Origin of the sequence: Humidesulfovibrio sp. (genome assembly GCF_035560995.1) — a bacterium.
Lineage (GTDB): Bacteria > Desulfobacterota > Desulfovibrionia > Desulfovibrionales > Desulfovibrionaceae > Humidesulfovibrio.
On sequence record NZ_DATMYK010000137.1, the window covers coordinates 1 to 11,654 of the forward strand.

General features: G+C 67.0%; 8 protein-coding genes. All 8 read left to right on the forward strand.

All coding sequences use genetic code 11. From position 1 onward, the window contains the following. Nucleotides 1-2,668, forward strand: a 2,668-nt coding sequence (locus tag VN419_RS05480) for an SDR family oxidoreductase (protein WP_325645276.1), incomplete at its 5' end; no start/stop codon positions are given. Beyond that, on the forward strand, nucleotides 2,665-6,087 hold the full coding sequence (locus VN419_RS05485) for an alpha/beta fold hydrolase (protein ID WP_325645278.1): 3,423 nt from the start codon (nucleotides 2,665-2,667) through the stop codon (nucleotides 6,085-6,087). The genes VN419_RS05480 and VN419_RS05485, both read left to right, overlap by 4 nt. Beyond that, nucleotides 6,080-7,258, forward strand: a complete 1,179-nt coding sequence (locus VN419_RS05490) for a serine hydrolase domain-containing protein (RefSeq protein WP_325645280.1) — start codon at nucleotides 6,080-6,082, stop codon at nucleotides 7,256-7,258. The genes VN419_RS05485 and VN419_RS05490 overlap by 8 nt, the downstream gene beginning before the upstream one ends. Before the next feature lie 116 nt (nucleotides 7,259-7,374). Further along, nucleotides 7,375-9,051 carry a cyclic peptide export ABC transporter gene (locus VN419_RS05495; RefSeq protein ID WP_325645281.1) on the forward strand — a complete coding sequence of 559 codons (1,677 nt, stop codon included), beginning with the start codon at nucleotides 7,375-7,377 and terminating at the stop codon, nucleotides 9,049-9,051. Between the two features lie 148 nt (nucleotides 9,052-9,199). Then, entirely contained in the window at nucleotides 9,200-9,781 is a 582-nt protein-coding gene (locus tag VN419_RS05500) for a YcjF family protein (protein WP_325645282.1), read from the forward strand. Between the two features lie 32 nt (nucleotides 9,782-9,813). Next, nucleotides 9,814-10,341, forward strand: a complete 528-nt coding sequence (locus VN419_RS05505) for a hypothetical protein (protein WP_325645283.1) — start codon at nucleotides 9,814-9,816, stop codon at nucleotides 10,339-10,341. A gap of 88 nt (nucleotides 10,342-10,429) precedes the next feature. Continuing rightward, complete coding sequence (locus VN419_RS05510; protein ID WP_325645285.1) at nucleotides 10,430-11,437, forward strand: prohibitin family protein; 1,008 nt, start codon at nucleotides 10,430-10,432, stop codon at nucleotides 11,435-11,437. Then, nucleotides 11,434-11,616, forward strand: coding sequence for a hypothetical protein (locus VN419_RS05515; protein WP_325645287.1), 183 nt, complete (start codon nucleotides 11,434-11,436; stop codon nucleotides 11,614-11,616). Before VN419_RS05510 ends, VN419_RS05515 begins: the two co-directional genes overlap by 4 nt. The last annotated feature ends 38 nt before the right edge of the window (nucleotides 11,617-11,654 follow it).

Here is an 11,654-nt window from a genome sequence, read left to right on the forward strand (position 1 = left end):
GCTGCTGCACCGGCGCGGGCAGACCCCGCCGGACCTGCCCTTTGCCGCGTACCGCTGCGATGTGACCGACGCCGCGCAGGTGGCCGAAACCTTTGCGGTCATCCGCCGCGAGGTGGGGCCCATCCAGGGCGTTGTCCACGCCGCCGGAGTGGCGGGCGAGGGCTATCTGCTCTCCAAGACGCGGGAGGCCTACGAGGCGGTGCTGGCGCCCAAGGTGGCGGGAACCTGGAACCTGCACCGGGCCACCCTGGGCGACGCTCTACGCTTCTTCGTGCTGGCCTCGTCCCGCACTTCCCTGGCCGGGGCCCCTGGGCAGGCCGACTACACTGCGGCCAACGCCTTTCTGAACGCCTTTGCCCGGCATCGCCGAGAGCTTGGGCTGCCCGCCCTGTCCCTGTGCTGGAACACCTGGTCGGGCGTGGGCATGGCCGCGCGCCTGGGCGCGGACCAGGGCGGCCCCACGCTTGCGCCGGGGCAGGCCTTTGGCGTGCTGACGGCGGCGCTGGGTTGCGGGGCTGGTCTGGCCGTGGTGGCCATGCCGGGCGAGGAAGAAGCCTGGCGCGCGCGCGCGGCCGTTCCCGCATCGGAGACAGTGCCCCAGGGCGCGTCCGCGCAAGCGGCCCCGGAGGCCGTCGAAGCCGAACTGCTGGAAATCTTTCGGGACAGCCTGGGCTACGACGCGGAGCTGACGGGCGAGGACGACTTCTTTGAACTGGGCGGCGATTCCATCGCCGCGACCCGCATCGTCAGCCGCATCGACAAGGAGCTGGGCCTCAAGGCCAGCGTCATGGACCTGCTGGAGGCCGACACTCTGGGCGGCTTCATGGCCCGTCTGCTGGCCGATCGCGCCAAGGCCGCGCCCGCCGGGCGGGACTTCGAGCCCGCGCCCGCGCGGGACAAGTACCCGGTGGGGCGCGAGCAGCTGTCCATCCTCTATGCGGACATCCTTGGCGGCGGGGGGCTTGGGTTCAATCTTCCGGCCTTCCTCAAACTCCCGCGCGACCTGGACAAGGCGCGGCTCGAGCAGGCCGTGGCGGAATTGGTCAGGCGGCACGAGGTGCTGCGCACGACCTTCTGCGACCTGGAGGCCGAGCACCCGAACATGGTCATCCACCCCTTTGCCGGGTTCGCGCTGGAGGAGGTCCGCCTGCCGGACCTTGCGCACAAGGACGCGCTCATCACCCCCTTCGACATCCGGCGCGAGGGCGGTTTCCGCGTCAAGCTGCTGGTGACGGACGCGGGCGAGAACGTCCTGTTCTACGATGTGCACCACGCCCTGGCGGACGGCAGGACCATCTCCCTGCTCAATTCCGAACTCTACAGGCTCTACCACGGGCTGCCGCTGGAGCCCGTGGGCGCGCAGCAGAAGGATCTGGCCTGGCTGCAGTTCACGCGCTCCGACGCCGCGGACCGGGAATACTGGCTGCCGCGTTTCCAGGGCCCGCTGCCGAGGCTCGATCTGCCCGCGGAGCATGCCCGGCCGGAGGTCTTCACCAACCGGGGCGGCATGCACGAGTTCGAGCTGCCGGAGGCGCTGGTGGCGGGCGTGAAGAACCTGGCCCGGCGCGAGGGCGCGACCAACTACCACATCGTGCTGGCGGCGTGGGCGCTGCTGGCCCATGCATACACCGGGGCCAAGGATCTCGTCCTGGCCATCACGGTGGACAGCCGGGGCGGGCACCTGAACACGGCGGGCATGCTGGCCTCGCTTCTGCCCCTGCGCCTGGCCGTGGAGGGGGCGCAGCCCCTGAGGGCGCTGCTCAAGGAAGTCCAGAAGACCAGCAACGAGGCGCTGCGGCACAGCGGCTACATCCTGAACAACCTCCTGGCCGACCTGCGGCCCCCGGCCTGCCTGGACCGCTCTCCGCTGTCCGAGGTCATCCTCTCGTACATGAACTTCGAGTTCGCCGCTGGTGAGGCGCAGGGACCGCAGCTCTTCGAGACGCTGCGCTTCGGCAAGCAGGCCAGCAAGACGGACTTGTCCATCTTCGGCAGCGACACGGGGAGCCGCATCAGCTTCGCCCTGGAGTACTATGCGGACCTGTTCAGCCACGCCGACATCGTGCGCATGGCCGAGGACTTCACGCGCATCCTGGAGCTCATGGCCGAGGGCAGCCCGGCCGAGCCCGTGCCCTTCACCTGCGCTCCCCCGGCCCGCCGCGAATCCGCCGCGGCCACGCGCGCGCTGGGCGGAGAATTGAGCCAAGGCATAGAGCGCCTGGCTGCGGCCAAGGGCGTCAGCGCGTCCACTGTGCTGCTGGCGACCTTTGCGGCGCTCTACAGCCGCGTGGCCTCGCGGCATGAATTCGTGGTGGACGTGGCGGGCCATGGACCGGTGCGCTTCAACATCGACGACGAAACGGAGTTCGACGATCTGCTGCGCCGGACGGACGCCAGCCTGGCCGCTGCCTTGCCGCCAGACGGCGCGCGCGCTCTGGAGCATCCGGCCGGGCCGGACGGCGCCGGGAGCCTGCGCCTGGCCTTTGCCTGGGGCGCGGCCCCAGGGCTCGACGCCGGGCACGGCCTTGCGTGCGGCGTGCAGGAGCACGCGGGCGGCGTCAGCATACACTTCGTTCACGACACACAGGTTCTCGCCCCGGAAACCGCCGCGGCCTGGCTGAGCTATTACGTCCAATTCCTGAATGCTGCAGCCAAGGAAAGCGCATGATGAAAATCTCCGACTTCACGTTCGGCGCCCCGGACCCGTCGGCCGCCGGTCTGGCCACCGGTCTGGCCGATGCGCAAACCGTTGAAGAGCTGTTCCGCGCCGTGGTCGACGCCGACCCGGAGGCCGTGGCCTTGACCGATGACTCCGTGTCGCTGACCTTCGCGCAGCTGGATGAGATGTCCGCGGCCATAGCGGGCTTCATCCTGGACCGGGGCTACGGCGCGGAGGCCGCGGTGGCCGTGCTGTGCAGAAGGGGGGCGCCGTACCTCGCGGCGGCCCTTGGCGCGTTGCGCGCCGGGGCGGTGTACCTGCCGGTGGAGCGTGAACTCTCCCTGGCCCGGCAGGAGTATCTGCTGCGGCCCGCCCGGCTCATCATCACCGACCGCCACGGCCTGCGCGACGCCGAGTACCTGCGCTACAGGAATCCCGGCATCCAACACATCCTGTGCCTGGACGCGCCGGAGAGCGGCGAGGCGCTGGAAAAAGGCGGCGAGCTTGCCAGCACGGCCTATTGGGAGGCCGTGACCCAGGCCGGGGCCGACCTGGGCTGGCGCAGCTGGTTCGACGCCAAGCCCCTGCCGGAAGCCGCCCTGGCGGGCATGGCGGAAGGCATCCTGGCCAAGACGGGCTTCCGGGCCGGGGGCCGCGTGCTGGACATCGGCAGCGGCTCCGGCGTGGTGGCCCGGACCCTGGCCGGGGCTGCCGGGCGCTATGTTGCGGTGGAACTGGCGCGCAACGAGCTGGACCGGGTGGAAGGCCTGGCCGGGCATGGGGATGCCGGCGCCGAGATGCGGCTGCACCAGATGGAGGCCGTGGACATCTGTTTCCTGGCGGGCGAGCAATTCGACCTCATTTGCCTGAACGGGGTGGCGGAGAATTTTCCGGGCTACAATTACCTGCGGCGCGTGCTGGACCACGCGGCGGCCCTGCTTGCCGAGGGCGGGACGCTGTTCGTGGGCGCGGTGCCGGATCTGGAACGCAAGGACGAATTCCGGGCGGCTCTTTTGGAGCATGCGCGCGGCACCGGCGAGAACGCGGGCCTTCTCCGGCTGGACGCCGGGGCGGAGCTGTTCGTGCCCGCGCGTTTCTTTACCGATTGGGCGGCGCAGAGCCCCGTGCCGATGGAGGTTTCCCTCTCCTGGCCTGCGGCGGAGCAGCCCGCGCCTTCCGGCCACCGCTACGACGTGGTGATACGCAAGGCCCGGCAGGCCCCGGCTTCCGTGGCGCGGTCCCGCTTCGGCCTGGCGGACGCGCGGGCGCTGCCCCGGAAGCGGCTGCCCGTGTGCGCGCCAGATCAGGCCGCGTACATCGTGTACACCAGCGGCTCCACCGGCAGGCCAAAGGGGGTGGTGGTGGAGCACCGCAACCTCATGCACATCCTGCGGGCCCTGCGGGAATTCTCGGACGGTTGCCGGAGCGTGGGGCTGGTGGCTCCCCTGTCCTTCGACGCGTCCATCCAGCAGCTGGCGGTTTCCCTGTTCTGCGGCAAGCCGCTGCACGTCATGTCCGACGCGGCCCGCAAGAGTCCGGAGCAGTTCTGCGAGAGCGCGCGCAGGCATAAGATCGACCTGTGCGACATGACCCCGGCCTTCTTCAACGTGCTGGTGGACCACCTGTCCGAACGGCGGCAGGCGCTGCCTGTGGCCCGGCTGCTGCTGGCCGGGGAGGTGCTCCGGCCCGACACCATCCGCAAGCTGTACGCCATTCCCGGCAACGAGCGGGTGGTGCTCTTCAACGTGTACGGGCCCACGGAATGCACGGTGGACTCCAGCGCCTTCCGCATCGACCACGCCAACCACGCGGCATTCCCGGCCTACCCCATCGGCAGCCCTCTGGACGGGGTGGCCGTCACCATTCGGGACAGGGACGGGGCCGTGCTGCCGGAAGGCGAGCCGGGCGAGATATGGATTTCCGGGGCCGGGGTTTCGCGCGGGTACCTGAACGGAGAAAGCCCGGGAGCCTTTGCCCCGGCGGAGGGCCGCCCCTGCTACCGCACGGGCGACTATGGCTCCCTGCGCGCGGGGCTGCTGCATTATTCCGGGCGCGAGGACCAGCAGGTCAAGATACGCGGCAACCGCGTGGAGATCGGCGAGGTGGAGAAGGCCATCGCGGAGTTCCCGGGCGTCCGCCAGGTGGTGGTGGTGGCCGATACCTTCCGGGCGGAAGAGGGCCGCAGCCTGGCGGCCTATGTGGTCGGCCGTGTGGACGCCGCCGCCCTGCGCGGCTACCTGGAGCAGCTTCTGCCCGCCTACTGCGTGCCCGCCTACTTTGTGCCCATGGTGGAGCTGCCCCTGTCCATCAACCGCAAGGTGGACAAGAAGGCGCTGCCCTCCCCCCTGGCCGGCAAGCAGACCGCCGGGGGCCGTGCGCCTGCGGGCGCTGTGGAGGAGCAGCTGGCCGGAATGTGGCAGCGCCTGCTCGGCCTTGAGGTGCGGGACGCCGAGGCCAGCTTCTTCGCCCTGGGCGGCAACAGCATCATGGCCATCCGCCTCGTGGCCATGATCGAGAAGGAACTGGGCGCGCACATTGCCGTGAACGAGCTGTTCACCAACGCGAGCATCGAGCGGCTCGCCGCGTTCATCGCGGGCAAGGCGGGCGCGCAGGAAGGTCCGGTGATCAAGCTGAGCCATTGCGAGGGGGGACGGACGGTGTTCTTGTTCCACCCCGTGGGCGGCAGCGTGTTCTGCTACAGCGATCTGGCCCAGGCGCTTTCCGGATCCTGCACGGTGTACGCGGTGGAGGCGGCGGGCTTCCGGGCGGAGCGCACGATGCTCAACACCGAACTGCACAGGGTGGAAGATCTGGCCGAGTACTACCTCGGGGAGATCCTCAAGACCGGGGCCGAGGACATCGTTTTCGGCGGGTGGAGCTTCGGCGGGCTGCTGGCCTACGAGGCCGCCTGCCGCCACGCGGCCATGGGCAGGCGGCCGGAAGGCGTGCTGATCCTGGATTCCGTGGCCGACAACAGCAAGGCCAGGAAAATGGCCGGCCTGGACGACATCGGCTTGCTCACGAGCATACTGGGCAACACCTTCGAGGAAGCGGTGCTGCGTTCGCTGCCGCGCCCGGAGAAGCTTACCTACCTCGTCCGCTGCGGCGAGAGCGCCGGCATGCTGCCCTCCGGGTTCAGTCCCGCGCAGATGGACAGCCTGCTTCGGACATACCGTGTCAACGCCCTCGCCGCCGCGCGCTACGACCGTCCCACGCCGTCGGACCTGAAGATTCTGTTCGTGCGTGCGCTGGACTTCGCGGACAACCCGCAAATCATCCCCGACGACGAGTACCAGGGCTGGAACCGCTTCCTCAAGGAAGAGAACATCGCCCTCAGGTGGACGGAAGGGACACACCAGAGTATGCTGTCTCCAGGCCTTGCGGGCAGCGTTGCCAAACATATACTGGAGCACCTCCGCCATGCGTAACACCATGCGTTTGCAGCTTTTCCTTCTCCTTCTGTCAACGTTCTGCCTGGCGCCGGCGGGCGCCCAGGCCCGCTTCGACGCGGCCAATGCGCAAGCGGTCATCACGGAACTGGGGCAAAAAGCGGCGGCCGAGCCCGGAATTCCCGGCCTGTCCATCGCCGTGCTGCAAAAGGGCGGCGACGAGCCCGTGACGGCGGCCTTCGGCACCGCCTGCGTGGAGAACGGCACGCCCATGACCCCGGAGACCCGGTTCAAGATCGCCTCGGTCACCAAGGTGTTCACCGCCGCCCTTGTCCACCGCCTCATCGAGGAGGGCAAGGTCGCCTACGACACGCCCATCGAGCGCTTTTTCCCCGGGTTCCCGAATGGCCGGGGCATCACCGTGCGCAACCTGCTGGAGCACAGCTCCGGCATAGTGGATATGCTGAGCCTGCCCGCCGTGCGCGAGAACATGACCAGGATCTGGTCCCCCGAAGTCCTCATCGCCATGGCCGGAGAGCAGCCCCTGCTGTTTCGCCCGGGCACGCAGCAGGCTTACAGCAACACCGGTTTCCTCATGCTGGCCGTCATCTGCGAGCGGATCGCCGGGCAGACGTATGGCGATCTGGTGCGGGGCATGTTCGTTGAGCGGCTGGGCATGAAGTCTCTGGTGGCGGGCGACGATAAAACCATAGTGCCCCACCTTTCCTGCGGCTACGCGACGGGGTCGGACGGGGGCCTGAGCCTGCCCATGATGGCGAGCCTGGCCGTGGCCAAGGGCACGGGAAATCTGGAGGCCGCCCCGCGTGACGTTGTGCGGCTGGTCAACCTGGACCGGGTGCTCAAAAAGAACGTGTTTGACACCGCGGAGCTGGAGCCCCTGGTGCTGCCGGGCGGGTGGAAGGCCCCCCCGGGCAAGGCGGAAAGCAACGTCAGGATCAGCCAGCTGGACGGCTGCGAGCTGTTTGTCATCGGGAGCCCGAAAATTACGCTGGTGGGCAAGCTCGGGTCGTTTCCCGGCTTCGGCACGGCGTATTTCTACGACCGCCAGACAAAGATCGCGGTGGTGGTCAGCGTCAACAACGAGCGGGCCATCTCCCGCGCCATCACGCTCGGGGCCGACATTCTGAGGGCCTTGCGCGGCGAAGGGCCGGGGGCCACGGCGCCGGCGCGGCCGTCCGGGGCGCGATGAATTGACCTTTTGCAGCGATTCGCATAACTTGTAGAGATTCGGCATGTTCCGGGCGGCCTGTGGCTTTCATCCACCCGGGCCCCGCCAAGCGCACCGCGATTTCCGTAGGACACGGCATGAATCTGCAGAACTCCCGCTTCATCACCATGCTGCGCCAGCAGGCCGGGCCCGATGCCCGCAGGATCGTGCTCGCCTGCCTGGGTGCGGGCCTCACCCAGGGCCTGACGGTGTTCAGCGTGCTTTCCGGCATCGACGAACTCTCCGGCGACGGCGTGTCGTTCCGTACTTTCGTGCTCTTCGTCTTGTGCATCTACGCCTTCTACCGCCTTTTCCACTACATCACGGGCAAGGCCGCGCAGCTGGCCCTGCGCGGGGTCATGGAGCAGCGCATCCGCCTGGCCGCGAAACTGCGCGGCATCCCCATGGAGCGCTTCGGCCGGATGCGCACGGAGCGCACCCAGGCGCTGCTGCTCGACGGGCAGGAGATGGTGGTGGAGGCCGCGCGCATGCTCATGGCCGCGGCGGCCAATTCGGTGATGATGGTGGTGGCCGTGGGCCGCATGTTCACCACGTCCTTTTTGGGCGCCTGCGGAGTCCTGGTCGTCATGGTCGCCGGACTGTGCACCTTCCTGTGGATCGTGCGCAGCGTCAACAGCCTCATGCTTCCGGCCCGGCAGGCGGAGATGGAGTTCGCCTCGGACCTGCGCGACCTGCAGGAAGGCTTCCAGCACCTGAAGCTGCACCTGGGCAAGACCGTGGACCTGTTCCAGCGTTGGCTGCTGCCGGGCCTGGACAGGGCCGCCGCCGCGCGCGACGCCACGGAGCAGCGGCACGCGCTGGGCATCTCCTTTTTCGCGGTGTTCCACCTGCTGATCCTTGGCCTCATCCTGTTTCTCATGCCGCGGCTGTTGTCCGTGGATGCGAAGTCCGTCACCACGCTGCTGGTGCTGGTCATGTTCTGCCTGAGCCCCATGATGAGCCTGGTGGGCTTTGTGCCCATGCTGGGCAAGGTGGAGATGGGCCTGGGCGAGCTGGCTGAACTGGAACGGCAGCTGGATGCGGAGATTGAGGCCAGCGAGAGCGGCCATGTGGAGGCGCTGTGGGCCGGGCCGGTGCCTGCGCCGCTGCCTTTTGAGAGCCTGAGCCTGCGCGATGTGCGCTTTGAGCACCGTGACGACGCGGGCGCGACGCTCTTTTCCATCTCCGTGCCGGAATTCGACCTGAACCGCGGCGAGATCGTCTTCCTCTGCGGCGGCAACGGTGCGGGCAAAACCACCTTCATGCGGGTGCTCAGCGGGCTGTACGCGCCCCAATCGGGCTCCGTGCTGGTGAACGGCCAGCCGCTGGAGGCCGTCGGCCTGGAGGTCTACCGCAACCTGTTCTCCGTCGTGCCCGCCGATTTCCACCTTTTCCGGCATGTTCTGGACCTGCGCTGCGGACCGGAGCGTGTGCGCGAGCTGCTGTCGCTGATGCGGCTTGAGGCGAAGGTCAAGGTCCAGGAGGACGGCTCCTTCTCGTCCAGCAATCTCTCCGCCGGTCAGCGCAAGCGCCTGGCCCTGGTGTGCGCCCTGCTGGAGGAACGCGACGTCTGCCTGTTCGATGAGGTCGCCGCGGATTTCGACCCCGAGTTCCGGCGCTTTTTCTATGAGGAGATGCTCCCCATGCTGCGCGGCGCAGGCAAAACCATTTTGGCTGTCTCGCACGACGACAGGTATTTTCCCTGTGCCGACAGGGTGATCCATATGGCGGATGGCGTTTTTGCCGCAGTAGCGGCAGGGCGGCAGGCGGGCTGATCGGCCCCCTGGGGCCGCCTCTTGCGGCCGCGTTGACCTTCCTTCTTGACGCATTGCGTGGAAGAACGTAATATATCGTACTAATCTGTTTATGAAAGTAATTTGCCCCACCCCGTACACAGTCGCCCACAACACCTGAGGAGGCAACGTGAACGCCAACGAGGAACTCGTCCCCACCGCCCAGACCGCCGAATCCGTCCATCCGGAGCAGGAAATCCCTGTCGTCGCCCAGTGCGAGATCGACGCGCTCATCCGCAAACGCGTTTACGGCGCCATGGCTCTGGGCTTGGCTCCTGTGGCCGTGCTTGATCTGGTCGGGCTGTTCGCCATCCAGGTCGAACTGGTGAACGCGCTGGCGAAGAAGTACGACGTGCCCTTCAGCAAGGACAAGGCCAAGAACATCATCGGCTCGCTGCTTGGCAGCGCCCTGCCCGTGGCCTTGGGACCTGCCGCCTTCAGCCTGCTCAAGCTCATTCCGCTCATCGGCATGACCGCCGGCGCGGCCACCATGACCATCATGGGCGGCGCGTCGACCTATGCCGTCGGCCGGGTGTTCAACCGCCACTTCGCCTCCGGCGGCACCCTGCTGGACATGGACGCCGGGAAGCTCAAGGAAAGTTTCCGCACGTACTACAACGACGGCAAGCAGTACGTGAAGGGATTGCGGAAGAAGTCCCCCGAGGCGCAGGGCGCCACCGAGGACGCGGCCACGGCGCAGAGCGCCAGCTAGCCGGGCGGGCTGCTCGCGCTAGGGAATGTTGCTTGGCCTGTCGCCTCCATTATGGGCGGGTGTCGGCGCATGGCGCCGCGACCGCGATGTTGCGCACCGCATTGCTGGCGTTCTGTCTGAGCGCCGGGGTCCTGGTCGAGGGCGCCCAGGCATGGCCGATGTCGCAGAAGGCATCACCCACGCCTCACATCGATGCGGCCTTGCAAAGCTATGCCCTGGTCGAAAGGGTCAAGCCCTCGCGCATCGGCGCGGAGGATTTCCGCAAGGTCATCCGCACCCGGGTGCAATGCTATGAGCAGGTGACCACGCCGCTGGAGCGAAAGAAGCCCTGCAACATCAGCTACGTGGAATCAATCATTCACGCCGCGCGCAAGAATATCAAATCCGTTCCGGATATCGGGCTGTTCATCCGCGATGTTCAGTACTGCCCCATCGTGTACAACATGTGCATCGGGGACATGAACTCGCGGGAGTATTGCATCGACTTCGAACGCAGATGCGTCGACAGGACGCTGGACAAATTCTGGAGAGGTACGCCTGAAAATGTCTCCCACGACTGAAGCGCAGGCAACTGACGGCACGTGGCGCAGTCGCGTCAAGCGGTGGCTCGCCGTCCGGCGCAACGGGCTTCTCGCGTATACGCTCGGCATGGCGATCCTGATCGCCTTGCTGTGGCCCTACGCGGTCGTCACCGTCCACTCCGGCGAGATCGGCGTGAAGTACTCTCCGCTGTTCGGCGGAACAGTGATGGACAGGACCTATTCCGAGGGCCTGCACCTGCTGTTCCCGTGGGATACGATCATCAGCTACAACACGCGCCTGCAGCATGAGGACATCAACATCCCGGTGCTCAGCCGCGGCGGTCTCTCGGTCGACATGAAGGTTTCCGTCTACTTCACCCCCATCGTGGAGCGCGTGGCCGAACTGCACAAGGACATCGGGCCGGACTATAAGGAAATGCTCATCCGGCCCATCGTGTCCTCCTCCATCCGCAACACCGTTGGCAGCTACTGGCCTGAAGACCTCTACACCACGGCGCCGCTCAAGCTGCAGGATGAGCTCATGGTGCAGGCCGTGGAGCAGATGGCCAGAAAGCCCGTCATCATCGACAGCATCGTGGTGCGGGGCATGTCTCTTCCGGAGCAGGTGAACCAGGCCATCGACCTGAAGTTCTCCGCGGAGCAGGAATACCTGCGCTACAAGTATGTGCTGCTCAAGGCCGGCGAGCAGATGAAGGAAAATTATCTCCGGGCCGAGAGCATCCGCATGTTCCAGGACATCGTCAACGGCGGCATGACGGACGCCTACCTCCGCTGGGCCGGCATCGAGGCCACCAAGGAACTCGCCGCGTCGAACAACTCCAAGTTCGTCATCATGGGCGGCCGCGACGGCCTGCCGGTGATTCTGAACATGGATTCGGACGGCAAGGGCGGAGCCCCAGCCAAGAAGGAGCGCGCTCCGTCGGGCGAGACCATCTCCAGCCACGACAGCGCCAAGCGGCTCCCCCGCGACAGTTCCGGCATGCCCGACTGGCAGGCCCTCAAGTCCCGCTTCGAGACGCTGCAGAACTCCATCCAGAAGATCACGCCCCGCGGCAGGAATTCCGAGGTGGGAGCGGGGCGCGAGACGAATCAACCGACCCAGGGGGCGCAATGAACCTGACGCTCATCCTTCTCATCTTCCTCTGCAGCCTTGTCATCGGCTTTTTTGGCCGCAAGAAGAAGCTCGGCTTCTGGGGATTTTTCTTCGCCAGCCTGATGCTTACGCCGGTTTTCGGATTGCTGCTTCTCGTCATCGCCGGTCCGGGAGCAGCTTACGAGGCCCAACGGCGCTGAGCCAAAAGTTCGCAAGCGTCTTGGCCCCTCTCTGGGGC

Excerpts from the sequence above, each read along its gene's own strand:
- VN419_RS05485 (WP_325645278.1), top strand. The coding sequence starts at position 2,665 with ATGATGAAAATCTCCGACTTCACGTTCGGCGCCCCGGACCCGTCGGCC.
- VN419_RS05490 (WP_325645280.1), top strand. The coding sequence starts at position 6,080 with ATGCGTAACACCATGCGTTTGCAGCTTTTCCTTCTCCTTCTGTCAACG.
- VN419_RS05495 (WP_325645281.1), top strand. The coding sequence starts at position 7,375 with ATGAATCTGCAGAACTCCCGCTTCATCACCATGCTGCGCCAGCAGGCC.
- VN419_RS05510 (WP_325645285.1), top strand. The coding sequence starts at position 10,430 with ATGGCGATCCTGATCGCCTTGCTGTGGCCCTACGCGGTCGTCACCGTC.
- VN419_RS05515 (WP_325645287.1), top strand. The coding sequence starts at position 11,434 with ATGAACCTGACGCTCATCCTTCTCATCTTCCTCTGCAGCCTTGTCATC.